Below are 22508 nucleotides of genomic sequence, written 5' to 3' on the forward strand. Positions count from 1 at the left end.
CTACGATGCGCCCCATGACCGAGAACCGTCCCCGCGAGCGCGCCCCCGGAGCGGCGAGGCGCGGTTGGACGGTGCGGATCCGGGTGCTGACCACGACGCTGGCCTTTATGACCGTGGGCCTCGCCCTGACCGGCGTGCTCACCTACGCGGCCCAGTTCCGTGCGCTCGACCAGCGGATCGACGCGGAGCTGTGGCAGGAGTTCGATGAGCTGAAGCTTCTCGCGGAGGACACGGGGGCCGACGGCGCCCCGGTGCACACGACCGTGGACAGCGTGCTGGTGCACGCCACCGACTCCGCGGCCCCGTCGGACTACGAGTCCGTCATCACGCTCCTGGACGGAATGGCGAAGTATCAGCCGAACCAGCAGGCGTTCGGTCTGCTGCCGCGACCCTCGCCGGACGACACCGCGGAGGAGACCGCCCGGATCGATGCCGAGTCCGACAGGGTCCTGCGGGAGATCCTCGCGGCGCATCGGCCGGGCAGTGCGAGGATCGTGTCGATGGAGGCGCAGGGCAGGGACCTGCGGGTCCTGATCGCGTCGGTGTCGGTGCAGGGCGACCCGTCCGCAGGCATCTTCGTGGTCGCGAGCGATGTCGGCGCCCAGCACCGCGGCCTGTGGCAGAGCGTGCTGACCTTCTCCGTGCTGTCGGTGATCACGCTGCTGCTCGCCGGCTGGGTGGGGTACGTGGTCACCGGCCGTCTGCTGCGGCCGCTGGAGGATCTGCGCGCCGCCACCGAGCAGATCACCGTCGATGACCTCGAGTACCGGGTGCCGGTGCCCGCGGAGCGGGACGACATCAGCGCGCTCGCACAGAACTTCAACCGCATGCTGGGCCGCATCCAGGCGGGCTTCGCCGAGCAGCGCCGCTTCATGAGCGACGTGGGGCACGAGCTGCGCACCCCGCTGACGATCGTGCGCGGCACCCTGGAGACCACCGACATCGAGGATGCCCAGGACGTGGGGGAATCGCGGGAGATCGCGCTCGAGGAGCTGGACCGGATGGGTCGCGTCGTCGGCGACCTCTCCGAGCTGGCGGCCTCGAAGCGGCCAGACTATGTGCGCCCCAGGCCCCTGGACCTGGCGGCGTTCGCGCGCTCCGCCTTCGCCCGCATCGAGCACATCGCCGAGCGGGAGTGGATCCTGGAGCACACGGTGGAGGCGGTGGCCGACGCCGACGAGCAGCGTCTGGTCCAGGCGGTCGTGCAGCTGGCCGCCAATGCCGTGCGCTACAGCGATGAGGGCAGCCGGATCCGTTTCGGGGTGGACCGGGTGCCCGGCCCGGGCGGAGCCGAGATCCAGGTGAGCGTGCAGGACGAGGGCGTGGGCATCAGCGCGGAGGATCAGCGGCGCATCTTCGAGCGCTTCACCCGGGTGGACCCCGGCCGCGGCGCGGGGACGGGGCTCGGGCTGCCGATCGTGCAGTCGATCGCCGAGGGCCACGGCGGCAGGGTGCAGCTGCAGTCCGCACCCGGTCACGGCTCGACCTTCAGCATCGTATTCCCGCAGTCCACGCCCGTCCCAGCGGCCGATGTCGCGCACCCGACGGCACGCGATGCCGCGGCTCCCGGCACGACACGTGATACTTGAACACCGGGGCCGATCCCCGGCCCACGACGATGACACCACTGCCCGCAGGAGGGACGACGGATGAGGATCCTCATCGCCGAGGACGAGGCGCGCATCGCCCGCTTCGTGGAGCGCGGCCTGACGGCGAACGGCTTCGCCTCCACCGTGGTGGAGGACGGCATCTCCGCCCTCGACCTCGCCTCCAGCGGCGACTTCGACCTGCTCATCCTGGACGTGGGCCTGCCCCGCATGGACGGCTTCCAGGTGCTGAACGCCCTGCGGGGGATGGACGTGCAGATCCCGATCCTCATGGTCACCGCCCGCACCGGGGTCGACGACACCGTGCAGGGGCTCGAGGGCGGCGCGAACGACTACATCGCCAAGCCCTTCCGCTTCGAGGAGCTGCTGGCCCGGGTGAAGCTGCGCGCCCGGGAGGCCGCCGCCGGGGCGGGCAGCGTGAGCGCCGATGTCCTCGAGCTGGGCGATCTCTCACTGGACCTGCGCACCCGCATCGCGACCTGCGAGGGCGACGGCACGCCGCGCTCGGTGGAGCTGTCCTCCCGCGAGTTCACCATGGCCCGCGTGTTCCTGGAGAACCCGCACCAGGTGCTCACCCGTGACCTGCTGCTGTCCAAGGTGTGGGGCTACGACTACGACGGCGCCTCGAACGTGGTCGACGTGTACGTGGGCTACCTGCGCAGCAAGCTCGGCGCCCCGCGGCTGGTGACCGTGCGCGGGGCCGGTTACAAGCTCGTCGACCCGGCGGCCTGAGCCGTGCCGCGGCGGCGAGCACCGGGAGATGAGAGTCCTCTCATGTCGCCTTCACCCCCGTCTCATCGCCATCGGGGACGATGCCTGCCATGAAGACCCTGCGGACCTACGGGATCATCGTGGCCGTCGCGCTCGCCGCGATCGGTCTCGCGCTGCTGCCCTCGGCGGAGGAGGCGCCCCAGGCCCGCCCCGGCATCACCGTCGGCGGGACGGCTCCCGCCGACCCCGCCTCCCGCGATGCGGGCGCCGCGCCGTCGGCCGAGGGAGCGGCGGTGGCTCTGCCGACCGCCTCCGGGCCATCCGCGCACGGATCCGGCACCGACGCGGGCCTCGGCACGATGGAGACCGGGCCCTCGCCGAGCCCTGCCCCTGCGCCGCAGCGGCCCCGCGCCTCGCGCGATTCCTCCGACAGCTCCTCCTCAGCAGGCGACGAGGGCGCGCGCGGGCGCCCCTCGGGGGTCTGCGAGTGGGACGACGGCGAACTCCAGTGCGAGGACGACCATGACCATGACGACGACGAGGATGGGGACGAGGAGGACGACGACGGCTGAGCCTCAGGCAGGGATGCCGAGGCGGGCGAAGGCGTTGCGGAAGATGGTCAGCCCCTCCAGCCCCGGCATCTTCTGGACCCGTTTGTCGAGCTTGTCCAGCTCGGTGGACCGGCCTGCGAAGAGATGGTTCATCACATGCACCACCTCGGACTCGTCCATCATCCCGCTGCCCACGGGCTTCCAGATTCGGGACATGATCATCCGGACGATCTTCTGCGCCGTCTCGGAGGCCAGCAGTCGCTCCCGGCCCTGGGTGGTGTAGAAGGCGACGTGGCGAGACTCCTGCTGGGCGATGCGCTTCAGCAGCGGGGACAGCGCCGGATGGTCGGTCATCGCGGAGAGCTGGCGGTAGGCGGCCACGGCGGAGAGCTCGTTGGCCGCGCCCCACACCATGTGCACGGCCACGAAGTCGGTGCCCGCGAGGTTCGACAGCACCGACTGCTTGAGCGGGCCCAGCGCCCCCGTCCAGCCCAGCTTGACCCGCTTGGCCTTGACCTCGTCGTAGTCGACGATGATCCCGTGGCGCGCCAGCACCATCGACAGCGCCTCGCCGTGCCAGAACTCCTCCCGGTTCCACATCGTCATGAACCCGCCGGCGTCCTCCTCGCGGTGCGAGGGCGTGACCAGCATGTCCCGCAGGAAGCATGAGGTGTGGAACTCGACGTCGCACATGTAGCGCAGCGAGCGCAGGGTCTGCGCGTCCAGGGGCTGGCTCTCGAAGGTGTCGAAATCGAGGTCCTCGTACTTCACGGGGACAGAGGTCTCGGCGAACTGATCGAGGTCGAAGGCCATGTCACACTCCGATCCGAGGCAGTGAGCTGAGATAGGGGTCCGGGAGATCGGGGCCGGGCAGCAGCCGGGTGATCTCGAAGCGGGCGCGATGCAGCGCGGCGCGATCCGCGGGGGCAGCGCCGATGACGGCCAGCGCGGAGGGCAGGTCGGGGTCGGGGAGGCCGCCGCCCTCGAGCGGGGAGCCCAGGGACAGCAGCACCCGCGCGGTGCGCGCCTCGCGCGGCGAGCGGGTGAGGCGACCGATCGCCTCGGCGGTGAAGAAGTCCACCGCCGCCTGATGGCGGTCGACGACCAGCTCAGTGACCCGGTGGGCCTCGCCGGTGAGTCGCCGGGAGACCGCGACCAGGGCCGCCTGCAGCGACGCCTCCTGCACCGCCATCCGCGCCATGTGCCCGGCCGCCACGGCCTCGCCCGCCAGGCCGGTCCACACCGCGGACAGCAGCGGCTGCACCCGATCCAGGTGGCGTCGGCGCAGGGTGTGCAGGGGGCCCGGCCGATGCCGGTGCCGCGGCCGCTCGGTGGGATGGTCCCCGGTGAGCAGGTCGCGCAGGGCGCGGGACTGCCAGAAGCGGTCCACCATCCAGGTGGCGAGGAAGGCGGTGATCCGGGCCTCGTTCCCGGTCGCGGTGGCGAGCATGGCCCGGGACTCCGCGAGCGCCGAGGACTCCAGCCGCTGGAGCACCTCCAGCGCGAGGTGCAGATCTTCGCCCAGCGGGTCCTCGGAGGCCAGCAGGGAGGTGTCGACCGGCAGGCGGGAGGTGCCGCGACGGATGTACGCGTCGACATCGACGTCCGTGCGCAGCACCGGGGTGATGCTCGCGTCGAAGTGGACGTGGCCGGCGTAGGGCCCGTCCACCGGGATCGCGGTGTGCGGATCCGGGGCGCTCAGCGCGGGCGCGGTCGGCGCCGCGCCTGCGGCCAGGTCGACCGACAACTGCTACCTCTTCTCCTGGGGATGGGGGCTGGGCCGTTGATGGCATGCGTGTCCCGCCCGTGGCCCGGGATCATTGTACGGAGCGGATCGGGCTATGGGACGAGAGGCGGAGGCTTGGTAGGTTTCGACCGTGATGACCTCCGGCGCCGCCTCCCTCCCGGCCGCGGCCGGCGAGCCGGGAGGTACGGGCCTGCCGGACCTGGACAGGCTCCGGGCCGCGCTGAGACCCGCGGAGCTGCCCCTGCCGTCCCCGCGCGATGCCCGGGAGGCCGCCGGCCGGGTCAACGATCTCCTCCACGCGGAGCGCTATGGGGAGGCGCGCGTGCTGGTGGAGCAGTTCCGTGACGCCCCCGCCGCCGCCGAGGACCGGTTCGCCCTGCTGCGCGCCGCCCTGCACGGAGCGGCCCTCTCCAGGGCCGGGGAGCAGGTCGCCCGTGACGCGGTGGACCTGGTCACCCTCCTGCGCCGCAGCGGGAATGCCGGGCAGGCGGCGGCCGTGGTGGCCGTGCTGCTCGAGCGCGGACCGTTCGCGCAGGCCGCCTCGAGCCGGACCCGAGCCGCGATCGAGAAGATACCGACCGGTAAGGGGCGCCGCCGGGGGCAGGTGCCGCAGGCCACGCCCGAGATGCTCGTCGTGGTCCGCGCGCTGGAACGCTCCGCCGTCCCCGGCCCGCGCGGCACGGCTGCGGATCCGCGGCGGGACGCGGCCCGGCTGCGGGCGGCGCTCGCGGCGCTCCCGGCCGTGCGGGAGCAGCTGCTGGTCGATCCGGAGCAGGAGCTGCGACTGCGCCTGGCCCAGGTGCTCGAGGGGGCCGGGGAGAACGCGGCGGCGACCACCGCGGCGCTGGACGTGCTCGACCTGATCGCGGAGCGCGCCGTCGCCCTCGCGGTCGATGTCGACGCCCGGGATCCCCGCACGGATCCCGAGCGCCTCGCCACCGCCGCGCACGCGGTGCTCGCGCGCACCCTCGGCGTCGAGCGGCCCCTGCAGGCGGTGCACCACGCCCTCGAGGCCCTGGACGCGATGCCGGGGATCGAGGACCCTCCGCTGCGTATCGGGCTGATCACCGCCCTGCTGCAGGCGCTGATGGCCGCCGGGGCCACCCGCCAGGCGACCTTCACGGCCGGGCGGCTGGCCTCGTTGCAGCGCACCCTGCGCCGGGATGCGCTGCGCATCGCCCCGCTGCTCGCCGTGGCCGCGCAGCGCGTCCGGGCCGAACGGTACGACGCCGCCCGGGGGTCCCTCGAGCAGGCCCGCACGCTCGCCCGGGAGGCCCGCGATCGTCACGCGCTGCTGGAGGTCGCCCGGCTCGCCGCGAGCATCCACGAGCGGTCGGGCGAGCACGCCGCCTCGTTGCACGAGCTGCGGAGGATGGCCCACCAGGCCCGCTGGCTCGCCGACGACCTCGCCACCCCCACCTCCGCCCAGGGCGAGCTGATCCGCACCGAGCTGCAGGCCAACGCGCTGGTGATGCGGCGGGCGCTGGATCTCGGGCGCAGCGGTGCGGTGGAGGAGGCGACGACCGCCATCGAGCGGCGCACCCGTCCCGGCGGTGGCCGACCGGTGCTGCCCGCCGAGCTGCTCTGGGATCACCGGGTCGATGCGCGGGTGGGGCGTTTCCTCGCCACCGGGGACGCCCTCACCCGAGGTGAGGCGGGGGTCGAGGAGGAGACCTGCGAGCGCCGCCGTCGCGAGGCGCAGGACGCCATCGACGAGAGGCCGCCGGGCCACGAGGACCGGGCCCGCTACTGGAGCGCGTACCTCGAGGACCGCCATGCCCACCTGCTCGCCGAGCGCGGGGCGACCGCGCCGGCGCTCGAGGCGGCCCGTCGGGCTCGCGCGGCCTGGGTGCGGCTCGGCAGCGAGGAGGACGTCACGCGCCTGGACGCACTGCTCCGATCGCTGACGGGGGAGGGGACCGGCGAGGGGTGAGGTTCCTGCGCCGGCCGGTCGAGGCGCGGCAGTGCGGTCGCTGAGTGGTCGCCGACCAGCGCCGGCGCCGTTCAGCTGCCGTCGGCCGCGAGCATCGTGGTGCGCAGCACCTCGATCACGGCCTGCGGGTCCGTCGAGGGGTTCACGAAGGCCAGACGCAGTGCGATCTCCCCGTCGACGGCGGTGGGCACGCATAGGACCGTCCCCTCCCTCGCCAGCCGCTGCGACCAGCGGCGATAGGCGGCCGGTGACCATCCGGGCCGACGGAACAGCACCACCGACAGCTCGGGCTCGGCCAGCAGTCGCAGGTGCTCGGTCCCCGCGATCGCCCGGGCGACGGTCCGCGCGGTGTCCAGGCACGCCTCGACCGCGGCGGTGTAGGCGGCGGTGCCGTGCGTGGCCAGCGAGTACCACAGCGGCAGTCCGCGGGCGCGGCGGGTCAGGTGCGCGGCGAAATCAGCGGGATTGGACTCCCCGCGATCGATCGTGTCGAGATAGGCGGCGTGCTGGGAGTGCGCGGCCGCAGCCGGACGCGGGTCCCGGTACAGCAGGGCGCAGCAGTCGTACGGCGCGAACAGCCACTTGTGCGGGTCCACCACGAAGGAGTCCGCCCGCTCGATGCCGGTGAAGCGCTCCCGGGCGCTGGGGGCGACCAGGGCCGCACCGCCGTAGGCGCCGTCCACGTGGACCCAGGCACCATGGCGGTGGGCGACCTCGACCACCGGGGCGAGGTCGTCGACGATCCCCGCGTTGGTGGTCCCGGCCGAGGCCACCACCGCGCAGATCCGCGGGTCGGACTCCAGTGCCCGCTCCAGTGTCTGGCCGGTGAGGTGGCCGCGGTCGTCCACCGGCACGCTGACCAGATCCATGTCGAGCAGCCGGGCCGCCGAGGAGATCGAGGAGTGCGCGGTGGAGGCGCAGGCCAGCGCCCAGCCGCCCGCGGGGCGACGACCCCGCACCCGCAGGGCGTGGTCCCGCGCGGTGGCCAGCGCCGAGAGGTTCCCGTGGGTGCCGCCGGCGACGAACACCCCGGCGGACTCCTCCGGCCAGCCCAGCAGGTCCGACAGCCAGCGCAGCACCTGGTTCTCCGCGAAGATCGCCCCGGCGCCGAACTCCCAGACCCCGCCGAACACGTTCGCGGCGGAGACCACCGTGTCGAAGGCGACGGCGGCCCGGGTGGGGGCGGCCGGGATGTAGGCGAGGTTCATCGGGTCCTCGACGGACCGGGTCGCCGGCAGCAGCACCTCGTCGAAGAGCGCGAGTGCACGGGCGGCGCCGATGCCGTCCTCGGTGATGGTCGCGCCGACGTCGGCCTGCAGGTCGGAGGCGCTGCGGAAGGTGGTCTTGGGATCGGTGGCGACCGTGGTGTGGGACGCCGCCCAGTGCAGGGCGATGCTCACCGCCTCCCGCTCGTCACCCCAGATCGGTGACGGCTCACGATGGCTCTGCAGGGCGTCGGAGGCAGCGGAGAAGGCGTTGCGCTCGGCGGATGCCGCGGGCCCCGCGGAGGCGTCCGGATCGGTGGTGAGAGGGCGACGGGACGGCGCGGGCTTCTGCATCACGTCGAGCATGGTGTCATGCGGTCGTCCGGCGGGGGAGTGGATCAGGGCTCGCCCCCTGACAGGCCACCGCCCCTGCCGTACCGTGGGGGCAGCGGCCGGGAGGGAGCCTTGATGACCACGACCGACCCCGAGGATCACGTCCACGGTCCGGATGAGGCGATCGCCGTGCGCGACAACCCGCGCGCCGAGCGCTACGAGGCCGTGCGCGGCGACGAGATCGTCGGCATCGTCACCTACGCCCGCACCCGGCGGCGGCTCGAGCTGATCCACACCGTCACCGACTCCGCGCACCGCGGCGAGGGCGTGGCCTCCGTGCTGGTGCGCACCGTCCTCGCCGAGGCCCGGGCGGCGGAGCTGCCGGTGCTGGTGATCTGCCCCTTCGTCGAGAGCTGGCTCCAGCGCCATCCGGAGCAGACCGGCGGCGTCGTCGTCGACGACTGAGGGCGGGCGGGGTAGCGTCGGTGCCATGGACGCTCTCGACATCCTCCGTGACCTCACCTCCCGCCCCCGCGCGGCTGCCGCCGCGCTGCGTAGCCAGCTGAACCCGGTGAGCCTCAATGCGCGCCCGGGCGGGCATGACAACTCCGTGGCCTGGTTGCTCTGGCACACCGGTCGCGAGATCGATGTGCAGCTGGCCGATCTCACCGGGGACGAGCAGCTGTGGACGGCGGGCGGCTTCGCGGCGCGCTTCGCGCTCGGCGAGGTGGGGGACTCCGTGGGATATGGCCACACCTCGGCCGAGGCGCGCCGCATCCTGGTCGAGGACGGCGAGGGCCTGCTGGAGTACGTCGACGCCGCGCTCGCCGCCCTCGAGCGGCATCTCGAGATGGTCACCGTCGCGGACCTCGAGGACGTGATCGATGCGCAGTGGGATCCGCCGGTCACCCGCGGTGCGCGCCTGGTGAGCATCGTCGATGACGCCGTCCAGCACCTCGCCCAGGCCGCCTACGTGCTCGGGATGCCGCTGCGCGAGTGAGCGGTGCTGCTCGGCTGGGCGCCGCACCCCGCAGCTCAGACCAGTTCGCGCTCGATCCGCTGCAGGTACGCCATGCCGACGGGCGTGAGCACGAAGTCCTGCCGCTTCGCACCGGTGCGGGCCACGTCCACCTTCTCCAGCTGGAGCACCCCGGAATCAGCGAGCCGTCGCAGGGTGCGATAGAGGCCGCGGTCGGTGAGCGTCCATCCGGTCGCCTCCGCGAACCTCGGCGCGATGCCGGCGGCGGGGACCGGACCGTGCTCCCGCACGATCCGCAGCAGCGCGAGCGTGGTCGCGGACTTCTTGTAGACCTCGACCCAGGAGCGCGCCAGCTCCTCCACCCATTCGGCGTCCTCCGCCGCGGGAGCATCCGGCGCCGTCACGGGCGCGGGCCCTCGAAGCCGCGGTCGGCCAGCGCGCCCAGGGCGTGGGCGATCAGGCCGAGCCCCCAGAAGCCGGCCATCCCGAACGTGGCGCCGAACCACGTGGGCTCCAGCGCGAGGTGGCCCTCGCCCTGGATGGCCGGGGAGCCCATCATGATGAGGACGTAGGCGTGCAGCAGGTAACCGGTGTTGACCGCCGCGTAGGTGAGGGCGTGGGCGACCAGGCGCCCGTAGCGCACCTGTCCCAGCGGGCGGCCGACGGTGAGCAGGTAGACCGCGTATCCGATCGCGACCGCGACCAGGGGCAGCGTGGTCAGCACCGTGAGGCGATTGTCGCCGAGCACGATGATCACATGCACCACCCCGTTCGCCCCGAGCAGGCAGAGGGCGAACGGGAGCAGGCTGGCGTGCGCGCGGGCGGCCCGGGAGGCGGCGCCGGTCGGGGGCGAGGCGGGGGTGGTGGTCATGGCGAGCCTCCTGCAGGGAGATGGCTGTGTACCGATGGTGTAGTGCCTACTGGAACTGTACCTGTGGTGCACTGCCTTGTCCAAGGGATTGCGGGGCCCGGGCGGCGACAGTGGCGTGGGAGCGGACGCCGACCCTGTCGCGCCGTGTCCACGACCGGTCCTCCCCATCGGCATCCCGCCGCCGCCCCATGACCCTCGTCCCCCTCGACGCCGGGCAGGTACCCCCTCCTGCCGCGGACTTCCTACACTGGCCCGGTGACATCCACCGAAGCCTTCGAAGCCGGGCCCGATCGCGGCCTCGAGCGCACCCCGCCGCAGGACCTTCCCGCCGAGCGCGGCGTGCTGGGCGGCATGATGCTGTCCAAGGACGCGATCGCCGACGTCGTCGAGACCGTCCGCGGCAACGACTTCTACCGCCCCGCGCACGAGATGGTCTTCGAGGCGATCATCGACCTGTACGGCCGCGGCGAACCGGCGGACCTCGTCACCGTCTCCGACGAGCTCTCCAAGCGCGGCGAGCTGGCGCGGGTGGGCGGCGGTGCCTATCTCGCCGACCTCATCGACATGGTCCCCACCGCCGCGAACGCCGGCTTCTACGCCGAGATCGTCGTCGAGCGGGCCACCCTGCGACGCCTGGTCGAGGCCGGCACCCGCATCGTCCAGCTCGGCTACGCCTCCGACGGCGGCGAGGTGGAGGAGGCCATCAACGAGGCCCAGGCGCAGGTGTACGCGGTCACCGAGCGCGGCCAGAGCGAGGACTTCCTGCCGCTGGGCGAGGTGATCGACGAGACCCTCAACACGATCGAGGCCACCCAGAATCGCGGCGGTCAGGTCACGGGCGTGCCCACCGGCTTCGCCGAGCTCGACGACCTCACCCAGGGCCTGCACGGGGGGCAGATGATCATCTTCGCGGGCCGCCCCGCGATGGGCAAGACCACGCTCGGCATGGACGTGCTGCGCTCGGCATCGATCCACAACGGCAAGACGTCGGTGATCTTCTCGCTGGAGATGGACAAGACCGAGATCACGATGCGTCTGCTCTCGGCCGAGGCGCAGGTGCCGATGAACCGCATGCGCGACGGCTCCATGGATGACCGGGACTGGCAGGCGATGGCCCGCGCCATGAGCCGCATCGCCGACGCGCCGCTGTTCATGGACGACAGCGCGAACATGTCCCTGATGGAGATCCGGGCTAAGTGCCGCCGGCTCAAGCAGAAGCACGATCTCAGCCTCGTGGTGATCGACTACCTGCAGCTGATGAGCTCGGGCAAGAAGGTCGAGTCCCGCCAGCAGGAGGTCTCCGAGTTCTCCCGTGCCCTGAAGCTGCTGGCCAAGGAGATCGACTGCCCCGTCATCGCGATCTCGCAGCTGAACCGAGGCAGCGAGCAGCGCACCGACAAGACCCCGATGATGAGCGACCTGCGCGAATCCGGCTCGATCGAGCAGGATGCCGACGTCATCCTGCTGATCCACCGCGAGGACTACTACGAGAAGGAGTCCGCTCGCGCCGGCGAGGCGGATCTCATCGTGGCCAAGCACCGCAATGGTGCCACCAAGACGATCCCGGTCGCCTTCGAGGGCCATTACTCCCGGTTCAAGGACATGGCGGGCAGCGGCGGCTTCAGCGGCTGAGCGGATGCCGTTCGCGGGGCCCGAGCGCACGGCGTACCGCGCACGGCGGCTGCGGGGGTCCGAGGGGGAGCCCGTTCACGCAGCGAGGTCCACGGCGCTGCGGCAGAGGGCGTCCACGCAGTCCGCGAGACGGAAGCCCGCTCCGCCCGTGGTCGCCGCGATGCGTTCCGGGTCGGCGTCGGGGTCATCGCTCGCGACCGTGAGGGTCCGGATCGAGAGGTGCTCGAGCGTGGCGGGCCAGCGGGCCTGGACCGGCCGTCCTGCGGCGTCGACCACGGCGAAGCGTCCACCGGGCAGCGCTGCGGAGCGGGGTTCGCAGATCAACCGCAGGCCGCCTTCGTGGACCATCACATGGTGACGGCGGCACAGCAGCGCGAGGCCGTCGATATCGGTGGGGCCGCCTTCTGACCAGGGGACCACGTGGTGGGCGTCGAGGTGCTGGGACTGATGGCAGCCCGGGAAGCTGCAGGTCGTGTCCCGCAGGCGCAGTGCGCGGCGCTGAGCCCGTGAGGCCAGGCGTCGTGACCTGCCCAGATAGAGGATCTCGCCACCGGCATCGGTGATCGAGATCGCGACCTCGCCGGTGCAGGCGAGGCGCTCGGCGGTGCGTGTCTCCAGCGGACCCGCGCCGAGCGCGCCGCAGACCTCGGGCGTTCCCGCGGGAACGTCGAGCGGGACCGGCTCGACAGCGAGCCCGGCGGCGGGCGGTGGCTCGGCGGGCGGCGTTCCCGCGGGAACGGTCTGCGCGAGCGCTTCGGCGCTGACCTGGACGACCACCAGGTGGCGGTCCTCGCCGGAACGATCGTCGGGCTCCGCGTCGAGGAAGCTGCGCGCGACATCCAGCAGGGCGTCGGCCCTGCGCTGCTCCAGGGTCGGTGCCGTGGTGATCTCGGCCGCGCGCCTGCTGGCGTCCTCCGCCGAGAGCTGATCGGCATGGGGGATCGTCCGCGCGGCGCCGCTGTTCGCGACGTCTCCGATCGCAGGCCTGTCGGCGTCCGGATCGATCTGCGGCGGCTCGGTCCCGTCGCGGTGCAGGGAGAGCTCTAGGGCGGTGATCACCTCGGCGCCCAACTCCGCGGGCAGCAGGGCACGGATCTCGACCATCCCGTCATCGCGGACCTGCCACCGCGCCTGGCGCACGGCGTCCTGGCCGAGCCGGCTGCCGTCGACCGCACGGAAGGTGGAGATCGTGCGGGCGAGCTGCGAAGCCGTCATGGAACGGGCGAGATCCACGAGCAGGGCCTCCTCGGCGCGGTCGACGACGCGGGTGATCTCACGGACCTTCGAGTAGGACAGCCGCCCGGCGCGGAACTCGGCGACGGTCAGCGGCATCTCCGGCAGAGCGCGGGCCACCCGGACGTGCTCCCGGGCGGTGCCGGGCGACATCGAGCAGGACCAGGACAGCCAGTGCGCCGTGGACTTCAGGCCGCCGAACCAGCCGAGTCCTCCACGGGCGTCGAACTCGCCGACCATCAGCAGCAGCTCGCACGTGGCCTCGGCGATCATCGCCGCCTGCTGCTGGATCCGGGCACCGAGCTCCTCGGCAGCGGACCGGGTGAGCAGGGCGTGAGCTGCGGGTTCGGGAGGGGGCGAGGGGGTCTCGAGCGGTGGGGTGCGGGTCATCACGGCCTCCGATGGACGTCGACTCTGATCGTCGACCTCAGTCCATCAGAGGGGTGTGACAGACGGTGCGGAGGGGCGAAGGGCGAGGGGCGAGTCAGGCGTGCTCGGGGCGGGCGACCTTCCGCAGCTCGCTCCCGGTCAGGCTGGCGTCCGCCTCGAGGATCTGTGCCGGAGCCCCCTGGGCGACGATCCGCCCGCCCTTGTCGCCGGCGCCCGGGCCCATGTCGATCACGCGGTCGCTCTGGGCGATCACGCGCTGATCATGCTCGACCACGACCACGGTCTGGCCGGCGTCCACCAGTCGGTTCAGCTCGCCGACCAGCAGATCCACATCCGCCGGATGCAGGCCCGAGGTGGGTTCGTCCAGCAGATAGACGCTGTGCCCGCGCACGGTGCGCTGCAGCTCGGTGGCCAGCTTGATCCGCTGCGCCTCGCCGCCGGAGAGCTCGGTCGCGGGCTGGCCGAGGGCGAGGTAGCCGAGACCGATCGCGGCCAGTGCATCCAGCGCCCGGGAGATCCGCTGATCGTCCGCGAACACCTCGCGGGCACGCGCCACGGACAGGGACAGCACCTCGGCGATGCTCAGTCCCTGCCAGGTCACCTCGAGGGTCTCGGGGCTGTACCGGGTGCCGTGGCAGCGCGGGCAGGTCGCGTACGAGCCGGGCAGGAACACCAGCTCCACCTCGATGTGTCCGGTGCCGCTGCATTCGGGGCAGCGCCCCTCGGCGACGTTGTAGGAGAAGCGGCCCACGCCCCAGCCGCGCGACCGCGCCTCGGGGGTGTCGGCGAACAGGCGCCGCACCCGGTCGAACAGGCCCGTGTAGGTGGCCAGGCAGGAGCGCGGGGTGCGGCCGATCGGCTTCTGGGTGATGTGCACGAGCCGATCGATGCCCTCGCTGCCCCGCACCTCGCCGTGCCGCACCCGGTCATCCGCGAGGCCGGTGCCGGTCCCGGTGCCGGCCTCGGAGGCGGCGGCCCCGCCCGCATCGGCCGTCGGGTCGGGATCATCGGCCACCGTGGTGCGCACGCGCTCGCCGAGCACGGTGCCGAGCACATGGGTGACCAGGGTGCTCTTCCCGGCCCCGGAGACGCCGGTGACAGCCGTGAACGAGCGCAGCGGCAGCCGCAGATCGATTCCCTGCAGCGTGCGGGTGTGCACGACGTCGATCTCGAGCCATCCGTGGGGGTCGCGCACCTCGGACGGCGTCCGCAGGGCGAGCGCTCCAGGCCGCAGATACCGGGCCGTCACCGAGGTCTCCGCCTCATCGAGGCCCTCGACCACGCCCGAGTAGAGCACCTCGCCGCCGTCGGCCCCCGCGCCCGGGCCCACATCCACGATCCAGTCGGCGTCGGCGACCAGGGTCATGTCGTGCTCGACCAGCAGCACCGAGTTCCCCTCGGAGAGGAAGGAGTCCAACAGATGCTGGAGCACGCCCTTCTCGCTGGGATGCAGCCCGGCCGAGGGTTCGTCGAGCACGTAGGCCACCCCGAACAGTCCCGAGCGCAGCTGCGCGGCCAGCCGCAGCCGCTGCAGCTCGCCGGTCGAGAGGGTCCCCGCCGCTCGATCCAGGGCGAGATGCCCGAGGCCCAGACCCACGATCGTGCCCAGCACGGGCAGCACGGTCGGCAGCAGGATCCGTTCCGCCTCCTGTTCGGGCGTGCCCTCCCCCGCGGGCAGCGCCTGGAGGCGGGAGGTCAGGGCGGTCACGAGATCGTCCAGCGGCATCGCGGCGAGCTGCCAGATCGGCCGCCCGACGTAGGTCACGCGCAGGGCGTCCGGACCCAGTCGGTGCCCCTCGCACAGGGGACAGGTGGCCACCGAGAAATGCGTGAGGGCGCGCCGCCGGGAGGACTCCGCCTTCGAGGTCGCGACGGCATCGCGCAGATACCGCTCGACGCTGCGCCACTGCCCCCGATAGGTGCCGTGGGTCTGGCCCGGTTCGCGCACCGGGTGGACGGTCACCACCGGCTGCTCCTCGGTGTGGAGGATCCACTGGCGGGTCTGCTCCGGCAGGTCTCGCCAGGGGCGATGGACGTCGACGCCGAGGGTGTCGAGGATGTCGCGGAAGTTCTTGCCCAGCCACGCCCCGGGCCAGGCCGCGATCGCGCCCTCGCTGATGGACAGTGAGGGATCCGGGACCATCGAGACCTCCGTCGGCTCGCGCAGCACACCCACCCCGTGACAGCGGGGACAGGCGCCGTCCGGGGTGTTCGGCGAGAAGAAATCGGAGGTCAGGCGACCGCCGTGGAGGGCGGAGCCCTTCTCGAGCACGTCGGCGGGATGCTCCCCGGCCCGCGAGTAGAGCAGGCGGATCGCGTTGGAGAGGTTCGTGGTGGTGCCGACGGTGGAGCGGGCACCGCCCGCGGAGGTGCGCTGCTCGAGCGCGACCGTGGGCGGCATCCCGGTCACCGCCTCGACCTGCGGGTCCACGGCGCTGCCGATCAGCCGCCGGGCGAACGGCGCGACCGACTCGAGATAGCGGCGCTGGGACTCACCGTGGATCGTGCCGAAGGCGAGGGAGGACTTCCCGGATCCGGAGACGCCGGTGAAGGCGACCAGCCTCCCGCGCGGAAGATCCACCTCCACCTCCTGCAGGTTGTGCAGACGCGCCCCGCGCACGTGCACGTAGCCGTCGTCGCCGCCGGTCAGGGAGAGGTCGGGGAGGTTCATCCGCCCAACGTAGCAAGCGCCGACGGTACCCTGCCGCGGAGCGGGGGAGCGCAGGTGGGGGAGAATGAACCCATGACGTTCTTTCAGGAGCTCTGGTACCAGATCGGGGCGTCGCCCGCCGGTGCGCTGGGCGTGCTCATCGCGAGCATCGTGCTGTACCTGGTCTTCACGCTGATCCTCCAGATCGCCGGGCCGCGCCTGAGCGCGAACCCATCGATGCTGAGCTTCGCGGTGATGGCGCTGCTGGGGTCCCTCATCGCCCGCGCCATCCTCGGCGAGACCCCGACCCTGGTGGGCGGCCTGATCGCCGTGACCACCCTGCTGGTGCTCGAGTACCTCCTGGGCAGCCTGCGGCCCGGCTTCGATCGCGTCTTCACCCGGCGCGGACCCCGGCCGACGGTGGTGATGGTCCACGGCCATGTGCTCCGCTGGCAGCTGCGCCATCTGGGGCTGCGCGAGGCACAGCTGCTCACGCTGCTGCGACGGGGCGGCGTGCGCCGCGTGATCGACACCGACCTGGTGATCCTCGAGCCGCGCGGAGGGCTCACCATCGTGCATCGGGGCGAGACGATCGATGAGCGCCTGGTGCGCGGCGTGCGCGGCGCCGGGATCATCCCCCGCTCGCTGACGCGCTGAGCCCCGGCCGCCGGGACGGTGCGACGCGGTCCGGCCCTGCGCCGCAGCGGGTGCAGGGCCGGAGGTCGGTGAGGGAGTGCGGACTCAGGCGAGCGAGGCCGTCAGCGTGATGTCCACGCCGGCCAGTGCCTTCGAGACCGGGCAGCTGCTCTTGGCCTCCTCGGCCAGGCGCTGGAAGTCGGCGTCCTCGATACCGTCCATCGTCGCGGTGACGCTCAGTGCGATCCCGGTGATCCCGCCCTCGGCGATGTTGAACGTGACCGCGGCGGAGGTGTCCACCGAGGTGGGCGGGGTGCCGTTCTCGGCGAGCATGTTGGAGAACTGCATCGAGTAGCAGGTGGCATGCGCGGCTCCCAGCAGCTCCTCGGGGGAGGTGGTGCCCTGGGCGGCCTCCTCCGAGCGGGCCTTCCAGTTCACGTCGAAGGTGCCGAGCTGCGAGGTCTCCAGGGTGGTGGTCCCTGAGCCGGAGAGCAGATCGCCCTTCCAGGCGGCGGATCCGGTGCTGACGACGGGACGGGGCATGGTGACTCCTTCGATCGGCGGTCGCCCCCGCGCTGCCGCGAAGGGCGCTTGCCCCCACCCTAGCTCCGGAGCGGGGATCGGGAGAGGGGTCCTTCGTCCCGCCCGTGGGAGGGCCCCCGACCTCCCGGCGCCGGGCGGCTGCCGGCGATTCAGAGCAGACCGAGGCGGCGGACCGCGTCACGCTCCTCGACCAGCTCTGCCACCGAGGCGTCGATCCGGCCCCGGGAGACGTCATCGATCTCCAGGCCCTGGACGATCTCCCACCGCCCCCCGGAGGAACGGACCGGGAACGAGGAGATCAGCCCTTCCGGCACCCCGTAGGAGCCGTCGGAGACGACTCCGGCGGAGGTCCAGCAGCCCGCGGGGGTGCCGTGCGTCCAGTCGTGGACGTGGTCGATCGCGGCGTTCGCCGCCGAGGCGGCCGACGAGGCCCCGCGGGCGTCGATGATCGCTGCGCCGCGCTGGGCGACGGTGGGGATGAAGCTGCCCGTGACCCAGGCCGGGTCGTCCACCACCTCGAGGGCCGGCCTGCCGGCCACCGAGGCGTGGGAGATGTCCGGGTACTGGGTGGCGGAGTGGTTGCCCCAGATGGTCAGGTTCTCGATGTCGGCGACCGCAGCACCGGTCCTGGTGGCGAGCTGGCTGAGCGCCCGGTTGTGATCCAGCCGGGTCATCGCGGTGAACCGGTCGCGGGGCACATCGGGGGCGTGCGCGGCGGCGATCAGCGCATTGGTGTTGGCCGGGTTGCCGACCACCAGGACCCTGACGTCGTCCGCGGCGCCCGCATTGATCGCTGCGCCCTGGGGGGCGAAGATGCCGCCGTTGGCCTCGAGCAGGTCGCTGCGCTCCATGCCCGGGCCGCGGGGGCGGGCGCCGACGAGCAGGGCGATGTTCGTGCCCTCGAAACCGGCCGTCGGGTCGTCGAAGACCTCGACGCCGGCGAGCAGCTCGAAGGCGCAGTCATCGAGCTCCATCGCGGTCCCCTCGGCGGCCTTCATCCCTTGGGGGATCTCCAGCAGCCGCAGTGAGACGGGGGTGTCCGGGCCCAGCAGCTGCCCGGAGGCGATGCGGAACAGCAGGGCGTAGCCGATCTGCCCGGCGGCACCGGTGACGGTCACGGTGACTGGTGATGGCATGTCGATCTCCTCGATCGTCGTCGATCCGGACGTCCCGACAGATTACTCGAGCTCAGGAGTCGTCGTCGGTGGGGAGGGTCTCGGCGGCCGGCGGGGGGCTGCTGCGCATCCGCTGATACTTCCACCGCTCGGCGAGGCTGGACTTCGACGATGCCCGGTGGCGGGACGAGAGGGGATCCTTCCCGAGGACAGGATCGTCGCCGGTCTGGTAGGTGTCGGTCCAGACCTGGACCACCGACCAGGCCACGGCGGTCAACGGCACGGCGAGGATCGCGCCGAAGAACCCGCTCACGATCGTGCCCACAGCGAGTGCCAGCAGCACGACGAGGGGGTGCAGGCTGAGCGCGTGGCCCATCACCAGCGGCTGGAGCAGATGGCTCTCGAGCTGGTTGACGAGGACGACGATCCCGATGACCACGAGAGCGATGAGGGGGCCGTGCGTCACGAGCGCGACGAGCGCGGCCAGGGCCCCGGCGACCGTCGCACCGACGATGGGCACGAAGGCGCCGACGAACACGATGACGGCCAGGGGCAAGGCGAGCGGCACCCCGAGGATCGCCAGCGGCACCCCGATGAACACGGCATCGGCCGCCGCGATGATGGCGGTGCCGCGCACGTACCCGCCGAGCAGCTGAACGGTCCGGTCCCCGGATTCCGCCAGCTTCGCGCGGGTCCCGTCGTGGAACCAGCGCAGCGTGAAGCTCCACAGCAGCTGGCCGTCCTTGAGGAAGAAGAACAGGATGACGATCATGAGTACGGCCCCGGTGGCGACCCCGGTGGCTGCGCCGATGCCGCTCAGCGCGCCGCCCAGGAAGGTTCCGCTGGTGACGAATCCGGTGGCCTTCTGCAGCGCGGAGTCGAGGGACGCGGTGTCGACGGGGATCGGACCGGTGCGCAGGAAGCGCTGGAGCTCCTCCCAGCCACCGACCGCAGAGGCCGACAGCTCATCCCACTCGCTGCGGACGGCGAAGACGATCCCGGTCACCACCCCACCCAGCACCAGCAGCGTGCCCAGGAACACCGTGAGGGTGGCCAGGGCGCGGGACCAGTGCTTGCGGACGAGCCAGGCCACCATCGGGGAGACAGCCGAGGCGAGGATCAGTGCCACCAGGGCGGCGACCACCACGATCCCGACCCGCATCAGGACCCACAGCAGACCGCCGACCACGGCGGCGATCAGCAGCAGCTGACCACAGCGCACGCTCACCCGCCCCAGAGGATCGGACCAGAGGGCGGGGACGTTCTCGTCGCCCGTGCCGGGGAGCGAAGGGGTGGACATGCTCAGGAGACTACGCTCCGACCATGTCGTCCGAGGCGCGCACAGCGGATCACGCAGCGATCATCTACAACCCCGTCGCGGTCCCCCTCGACCGGATGCGAGACGCCGTCGGGGAGCAGGAGAGCCGCCACGCATGGGGTCCGTCCCGATGGTTTCCGACCGACCGGTACGACTCGGGGCGCAGCGCGGCCCGCCGCGCGCTCGCGGCATCGCCCTCGGTCATCATCGTGGCGGGAGGCGACGGGACGGTCCGTGCCGTCGCCGGGGTGGTCCTGGACAGCGGTACGCCGCTCGCACTGCTGCCCTTCGGCACCGGGAACCTCCTGGCCCGCAACCTGGGGCTGCCCCTGGGGGACGTCACGGCGGCCGTCGCAGCGGCATTCGGCGGGCCGACGCGACCGGTCGATGTCGGCGTCGTCGAGCTCGAGGACGAGGAGGGCGCGCGGAGCGCAGAGATCTTTCTGGTGATGGCCGGCATCGGCCTGGACGCGGAGATGGCGCGCACCACGAAGCCGTTGGCGAAGCGGTTCCTCGGGTGGTCGGCGTATGTCCCGGCGATCGCCCGGTCGGTGCTCGCGAATCGGCCGGTCGACCTGACGTACCGGGTCGATGACGGACCCACCAGGACGGCGCGTGCCCATACCGTGATCATCGGGAACTGCGGAACTCTCACCGGAGGCATGCTCCTGCTTCCGAAGGCCACCTTCGACGACGGGCTCCTGGACGTGGTGATGCTGCGGCCCTCCCGCAGGATCGGGTGGGCGCGGATCGGGACGCGCTTGACGGTCCAGGGGGTCGCCCACCGTTCCCGGTTCGGCCGCGGCATGCTACGCCTCGCGCCCGGACTGCGGGCTCTGACCTATGCCCAGGGGCGACGGTTCGAGGTCCGCTTCGCGATCCCCTACGTCGTGCAGCTCGACGGCGACAGCATGGGGCTCACGCGCACGGCCCGGATCAGCCTCGATCACCGTGCCCTGCACGTGTGCGTCGGCGACGATCGCGGACGGGGCACCGGGCGGGAGGGACCTGCTGCGGCGGAGGCTCCTGGGGTCGATGGCTGATCGCTCCCCGTGCGAGAGCCGGCTCAGGCGCCCGCGTCGACCCTCACTGCAGCGACTCGAACTTGCGGATCCAGGCGGAGCCGATCGGGTTCGCCTCGGCCACCATGATCCCGAAGCGGTCCCCGGCGATCTCGGCGACCTCGCTCAGCGCGACGCGCCGCTCGTGCTCGCGGGAGTGGTCCAGGCGCCGCACCCCGTCCGCGATGATCGTCGCGAAGGCGTCGGTGCGGGCCAGATAGGCGACGAAGGGCATGTCGAACCGCTCCGCATAGCGGGCGGAGAGGTCGCGCAGGGCCTCGACGTCGTCGTCGGTGAGGTTCTCCAGGGCGAAGGAGCCCACGTCCTGGCTGATGGCGCCCGCCTGCTCCTCGTCGGCCGTGAGCAGGGCGGCCATGTCCGGGTAGGCACGCACCAGGGCGTCCTGCTCGGCGCGCTCCGCGGTGAGCACCGCGTCCTCGATCGCGGCGCGCAGGGTCGTGGCGTCGGCGAAGGGCCGGGCCTCCCAGGCGCGTTCGAGCGGCCAGGTGGCACCGTTGAACAGGGACCCGAAGGTGGCCACGAAGGTCTCGCGGTCCATCGCATCGACCTCGGCGATGCCGATCCGCTCGCCCTCGGCGGTGGTGGCGATGTGCGCCCCGCGCTGGCGACCGAGGTGGAAGAACACCAGGTTCAGCACGATCGCGGTGAGCGCGCCGACGGTCACCCCCGAGGAGACGAACACCTGCGCCCAGGCGGGGAACACCCCGGCGATGTCGGGCTTGAAGCTGACCAGCATCGCCAGGCCCAGCGAGGTGCCGACGACGACGGAGTTGCGGTTGTCGGTGAGGTCCACCGTCGACAGGGTCTGGATGCCCACCAGCGCCACCGAGGCGAACAGGGCCAGCGAGGCGCCGCCGAGCACGGGGGAGGGGATCGCGGCGACCACGGCGCCCGCCTTCGGCAGCACGCCGAGCACGATCATGATCACCCCGGCCCCGGCGACCACCCAGCGGGACTTCACCCGGGTCAGGCGCACCAGGCCGATGTTCTGCGCGAAGCAGGTGTAGGGGAAGGAGTTCAGCACCCCGCCCAGCAGGGTCGACAGGCCGTCCGCGCGGATCGCCTCGGAGATGTTCCGGGGCCGGATCCGCTTGCCGACGATCTCCCCGGCGGCGAAGACGTCACCGGTGGTCTCCACCATCGTGATCAGCATGACGATGATCATCGAGACGATCGCGGTGAGCGAGAAGGTGGGCACGCCGAAGTAGAAGGGGGTGGTCACCCCGAAGGCGGAGGCCTCGGTGACGCCGCTGAAGGAGGTGTCGCCCAGCAGCACCGCGACGGCGGTGCCGATCACCAGGCCCAGCAGCACCGCGATGGTGCCCAGGAAGCCGCGGAAGAACCGCTGGACCAGCACGATGATCCCGAGCGTGCCCAGGGCGTAGAGGATGTCACGACTCGCGGGGGTGCCCTCGGCATAGTTGGTGATGTCCCCCGCGGAGACGCCCAGCAGGGTGATGCCCATGGTGGTCAGCACGGTGCCGATCACCACCGGCGGGAAGAACCGCAGGATCTTCGCGAAGTACGGGGCGACCAGGAAGGTGGACAGGCCCGCCACGATGATCGAGCCGTAGATCATCGGCAGGCCCTCCACGCCGCCCTCGCCGCCGGTCGCGGCCAGGCCGATCGCGATGATGGGGCTCACCGCGGTGGTGGTCACGCCCTGGATGATCGGCAGGCGCACGCCCACCTTCCAGAAGCCGACGGACTGGATCAGCGTGGCGATGCCACAGGTGAACAGGTCGGCGTTGATCAGATGGATCGTCTGCTCGGCCGTGAGGTTCAGCCCGGAGGCGATCAGCAGCGGCACGATCACCGCACCGGCGTAGAAGGCCAGCACGTGCTGGAGCGAGAGCACCGTGAGCCGACCCGCCGGCGGGACCTGGTCGACGGGATGGCGGCGCGGGGTGGTGGTGCCGGGCAGGGGCGCGGGGGCGGCGGCGGTGGTCATGGGGTCCTCGGGGAGCCGTCG

At 72.2% G+C, this 22508-nt stretch carries 20 protein-coding genes; 9 read left to right on the top strand and 11 right to left on the bottom strand.

All coding sequences use genetic code 11. The features are described from left to right. The first annotated feature begins 14 nt into the window (after nucleotides 1–14). From ACHUEU_RS10820 to ACHUEU_RS10830, 3 genes are all read left to right on the top strand, one after another. Entirely contained in the window at nucleotides 15–1589 is a 1575-nt protein-coding gene (locus ACHUEU_RS10820) for a sensor histidine kinase (RefSeq protein WP_394216132.1), read from the top strand. A gap of 60 nt (nucleotides 1590–1649) precedes the next feature. Further along, entirely contained in the window at nucleotides 1650–2339 is a 690-nt protein-coding gene (locus ACHUEU_RS10825; protein WP_394216133.1) for a response regulator transcription factor, read from the top strand. A gap of 89 nt (nucleotides 2340–2428) precedes the next feature. Continuing rightward, complete coding sequence (locus ACHUEU_RS10830) at nucleotides 2429–2890, top strand: hypothetical protein (protein WP_394216134.1); 462 nt, start codon at nucleotides 2429–2431, stop codon at nucleotides 2888–2890. A 3-nt stretch (nucleotides 2891–2893) separates the two neighbouring features. Here ACHUEU_RS10830 and ACHUEU_RS10835 read toward each other — a convergent pair whose 3' ends face one another. Both ACHUEU_RS10835 and ACHUEU_RS10840 read right to left on the bottom strand, forming a co-directional pair. Beyond that, a complete protein-coding gene (locus ACHUEU_RS10835; protein WP_394216135.1) occupies nucleotides 2894–3682 on the bottom strand; it encodes a ferritin-like domain-containing protein in 789 nt (262 codons plus the stop codon). 1 nt (nucleotide 3683) lies between these two features. Continuing rightward, nucleotides 3684–4616, bottom strand: coding sequence for a hypothetical protein (locus tag ACHUEU_RS10840; protein WP_394216136.1), 933 nt, complete (start codon nucleotides 4614–4616; stop codon nucleotides 3684–3686). A gap of 133 nt (nucleotides 4617–4749) precedes the next feature. Here ACHUEU_RS10840 and ACHUEU_RS10845 point away from each other — a divergent pair, with 133 nt between their 5' ends. Further along, complete coding sequence (locus ACHUEU_RS10845; protein WP_394216182.1) at nucleotides 4750–6549, top strand: hypothetical protein; 1800 nt, start codon at nucleotides 4750–4752, stop codon at nucleotides 6547–6549. A 71-nt stretch (nucleotides 6550–6620) separates the two neighbouring features. Here ACHUEU_RS10845 and ACHUEU_RS10850 read toward each other — a convergent pair whose 3' ends face one another. After that, on the bottom strand, nucleotides 6621–8108 hold the full coding sequence (locus tag ACHUEU_RS10850; RefSeq protein ID WP_394216183.1) for a pyridoxal phosphate-dependent decarboxylase family protein: 1488 nt from the start codon (nucleotides 8106–8108) through the stop codon (nucleotides 6621–6623). Nucleotides 8109–8222: 114 nt separating this feature from the next. Between ACHUEU_RS10850 and ACHUEU_RS10855 the strand changes: the two genes are divergently transcribed. Both ACHUEU_RS10855 and ACHUEU_RS10860 read left to right on the top strand, forming a co-directional pair. After that, nucleotides 8223–8552, top strand: a complete 330-nt coding sequence (locus ACHUEU_RS10855; protein ID WP_394216137.1) for a GNAT family N-acetyltransferase — start codon at nucleotides 8223–8225, stop codon at nucleotides 8550–8552. A gap of 25 nt (nucleotides 8553–8577) precedes the next feature. Continuing rightward, the gene (locus ACHUEU_RS10860; protein WP_394216138.1) at nucleotides 8578–9087 is read left to right on the top strand and encodes a mycothiol transferase; all 510 of its coding nucleotides are present in this window, start codon (nucleotides 8578–8580) and stop codon (nucleotides 9085–9087) included. A 35-nt stretch (nucleotides 9088–9122) separates the two neighbouring features. On the opposite strand, the gene ACHUEU_RS10865 is transcribed toward ACHUEU_RS10860, so the two are convergent. Beyond that, a complete protein-coding gene (locus ACHUEU_RS10865; protein ID WP_394216139.1) occupies nucleotides 9123–9470 on the bottom strand; it encodes a hypothetical protein in 348 nt (115 codons plus the stop codon). Then, the gene (locus tag ACHUEU_RS10870) at nucleotides 9467–9937 is read right to left on the bottom strand and encodes a hypothetical protein (protein WP_394216140.1); all 471 of its coding nucleotides are present in this window, start codon (nucleotides 9935–9937) and stop codon (nucleotides 9467–9469) included. Before ACHUEU_RS10870 ends, ACHUEU_RS10865 begins: the two co-directional genes overlap by 4 nt. A gap of 255 nt (nucleotides 9938–10192) precedes the next feature. Between ACHUEU_RS10870 and dnaB the strand changes: the two genes are divergently transcribed. Then, entirely contained in the window at nucleotides 10193–11569 is a 1377-nt protein-coding gene (gene dnaB, locus ACHUEU_RS10875) for a replicative DNA helicase (protein WP_394216141.1), read from the top strand. A gap of 75 nt (nucleotides 11570–11644) precedes the next feature. Here the strand turns inward: dnaB and ACHUEU_RS10880 are convergent, their stop codons facing one another. Together ACHUEU_RS10880 and ACHUEU_RS10885 are read right to left on the bottom strand one after the other, a co-directional pair. Next, nucleotides 11645–13192 (bottom strand): HNH endonuclease signature motif containing protein, encoded by a 1548-nt coding sequence (locus ACHUEU_RS10880; protein WP_394216142.1) that lies wholly within the window; start codon nucleotides 13190–13192, stop codon nucleotides 11645–11647. Between the two features lie 94 nt (nucleotides 13193–13286). Next, nucleotides 13287–15863 (bottom strand): ATP-binding cassette domain-containing protein, encoded by a 2577-nt coding sequence (locus ACHUEU_RS10885; protein ID WP_394216143.1) that lies wholly within the window; start codon nucleotides 15861–15863, stop codon nucleotides 13287–13289. A 72-nt stretch (nucleotides 15864–15935) separates the two neighbouring features. Here ACHUEU_RS10885 and ACHUEU_RS10890 point away from each other — a divergent pair, with 72 nt between their 5' ends. Continuing rightward, nucleotides 15936–16499: a DUF421 domain-containing protein gene (locus ACHUEU_RS10890; RefSeq protein WP_394216144.1), complete on the top strand. Its 564-nt coding sequence runs from the start codon at nucleotides 15936–15938 to the stop codon at nucleotides 16497–16499. An 84-nt stretch (nucleotides 16500–16583) separates the two neighbouring features. On the opposite strand, the gene ACHUEU_RS10895 is transcribed toward ACHUEU_RS10890, so the two are convergent. The 3 genes from ACHUEU_RS10895 to ACHUEU_RS10905 all read right to left on the bottom strand — a co-directional run bounded on the left by ACHUEU_RS10895 (nucleotide 16584) and on the right by ACHUEU_RS10905 (nucleotide 19436). Next, nucleotides 16584–17021 (bottom strand): OsmC family peroxiredoxin, encoded by a 438-nt coding sequence (locus ACHUEU_RS10895; RefSeq protein ID WP_394216145.1) that lies wholly within the window; start codon nucleotides 17019–17021, stop codon nucleotides 16584–16586. Between the two features lie 149 nt (nucleotides 17022–17170). Next, nucleotides 17171–18157 (bottom strand): malate dehydrogenase, encoded by a 987-nt coding sequence (locus tag ACHUEU_RS10900; protein ID WP_394216146.1) that lies wholly within the window; start codon nucleotides 18155–18157, stop codon nucleotides 17171–17173. Between the two features lie 52 nt (nucleotides 18158–18209). Then, a complete protein-coding gene (locus ACHUEU_RS10905) occupies nucleotides 18210–19436 on the bottom strand; it encodes an AI-2E family transporter (RefSeq protein ID WP_394216147.1) in 1227 nt (408 codons plus the stop codon). A gap of 23 nt (nucleotides 19437–19459) precedes the next feature. On the opposite strand from ACHUEU_RS10905, the gene ACHUEU_RS10910 reads away from it, so the two are divergent. Beyond that, on the top strand, nucleotides 19460–20497 hold the full coding sequence (locus ACHUEU_RS10910; protein ID WP_394216148.1) for a diacylglycerol/lipid kinase family protein: 1038 nt from the start codon (nucleotides 19460–19462) through the stop codon (nucleotides 20495–20497). A gap of 43 nt (nucleotides 20498–20540) precedes the next feature. On the opposite strand, the gene ACHUEU_RS10915 is transcribed toward ACHUEU_RS10910, so the two are convergent. After that, nucleotides 20541–22487 carry a solute carrier family 23 protein gene (locus ACHUEU_RS10915; protein WP_394216149.1) on the bottom strand — a complete coding sequence of 649 codons (1947 nt, stop codon included), beginning with the start codon at nucleotides 22485–22487 and terminating at the stop codon, nucleotides 20541–20543. Nucleotides 22488–22508: the final 21 nt, after the last annotated feature.

Origin of the sequence: Brachybacterium vulturis, assembly GCF_043641765.1 — a bacterium.
GTDB classification, from domain to species: Bacteria; Actinomycetota; Actinomycetes; order Actinomycetales; family Dermabacteraceae; genus Brachybacterium; species Brachybacterium vulturis_A.

Bases quoted from the DNA above. Each gene is read 5' to 3' on its own strand.
- ACHUEU_RS10820 (WP_394216132.1), top strand. From the start codon at position 15: ATGACCGAGAACCGTCCCCGCGAGCGCGCCCCCGGAGCGGCGAGGCGC.
- ACHUEU_RS10825 (WP_394216133.1), top strand. From the start codon at position 1,650: ATGAGGATCCTCATCGCCGAGGACGAGGCGCGCATCGCCCGCTTCGTG.
- ACHUEU_RS10830 (WP_394216134.1), top strand. From the start codon at position 2,429: ATGAAGACCCTGCGGACCTACGGGATCATCGTGGCCGTCGCGCTCGCC.
- ACHUEU_RS10835 (WP_394216135.1), bottom strand. From the start codon at position 3,682: ATGGCCTTCGACCTCGATCAGTTCGCCGAGACCTCTGTCCCCGTGAAG.
- ACHUEU_RS10845 (WP_394216182.1), top strand. From the start codon at position 4,750: ATGACCTCCGGCGCCGCCTCCCTCCCGGCCGCGGCCGGCGAGCCGGGA.
- ACHUEU_RS10850 (WP_394216183.1), bottom strand. From the start codon at position 8,108: ATGCAGAAGCCCGCGCCGTCCCGTCGCCCTCTCACCACCGATCCGGAC.
- ACHUEU_RS10855 (WP_394216137.1), top strand. From the start codon at position 8,223: ATGACCACGACCGACCCCGAGGATCACGTCCACGGTCCGGATGAGGCG.
- ACHUEU_RS10860 (WP_394216138.1), top strand. From the start codon at position 8,578: ATGGACGCTCTCGACATCCTCCGTGACCTCACCTCCCGCCCCCGCGCG.
- ACHUEU_RS10870 (WP_394216140.1), bottom strand. From the start codon at position 9,937: ATGACCACCACCCCCGCCTCGCCCCCGACCGGCGCCGCCTCCCGGGCC.
- ACHUEU_RS10880 (WP_394216142.1), bottom strand. From the start codon at position 13,192: ATGACCCGCACCCCACCGCTCGAGACCCCCTCGCCCCCTCCCGAACCC.
- ACHUEU_RS10885 (WP_394216143.1), bottom strand. From the start codon at position 15,863: ATGAACCTCCCCGACCTCTCCCTGACCGGCGGCGACGACGGCTACGTG.
- ACHUEU_RS10890 (WP_394216144.1), top strand. From the start codon at position 15,936: ATGACGTTCTTTCAGGAGCTCTGGTACCAGATCGGGGCGTCGCCCGCC.
- ACHUEU_RS10895 (WP_394216145.1), bottom strand. From the start codon at position 17,021: ATGCCCCGTCCCGTCGTCAGCACCGGATCCGCCGCCTGGAAGGGCGAT.
- ACHUEU_RS10900 (WP_394216146.1), bottom strand. From the start codon at position 18,157: ATGCCATCACCAGTCACCGTGACCGTCACCGGTGCCGCCGGGCAGATC.
- ACHUEU_RS10905 (WP_394216147.1), bottom strand. From the start codon at position 19,436: ATGTCCACCCCTTCGCTCCCCGGCACGGGCGACGAGAACGTCCCCGCC.
- ACHUEU_RS10910 (WP_394216148.1), top strand. From the start codon at position 19,460: ATGTCGTCCGAGGCGCGCACAGCGGATCACGCAGCGATCATCTACAAC.
- ACHUEU_RS10915 (WP_394216149.1), bottom strand. From the start codon at position 22,487: ATGACCACCGCCGCCGCCCCCGCGCCCCTGCCCGGCACCACCACCCCG.